General features: G+C 28.3%; 1 pseudogene. It reads left to right on the top strand.

The annotated features are described in order from the left end of the window. Window positions 1-34 precede the first annotated feature (34 nt). Window positions 35-223 (top strand): annotated as a pseudogene (locus L21TH_RS14590) (ISLre2 family transposase); the annotation flags it as partial.

Below are 223 nucleotides of genomic sequence, written 5' to 3'. Positions count from 1 at the left end.
ACCGAAAGGTGTAAAATACAGAAACCTAGGAACTATGGAGCATAATATATGTGATATATTAGCACAAAGAATGAAAGGAAATAAAACAAGCTGGACAAAAAAAGGAGCAAGTAATTTAGCTAAAATATTAGCAGAGAAAGCAAGTAAAGAATTACCATCAACAATAAAGTTGTTACTAAATAAAGGAATTAAAGAAGAAAAACTAGAGGAAATAATAGAAAAA

This window comes from Caldisalinibacter kiritimatiensis (genome assembly GCF_000387765.1).
GTDB lineage: Bacteria > Bacillota > Clostridia > Tissierellales > Caldisalinibacteraceae > Caldisalinibacter > Caldisalinibacter kiritimatiensis.
The sequence above is the reverse complement of the archived record's forward strand: the minus strand, read 5'-3'. Positions and strand labels throughout refer to the sequence as shown.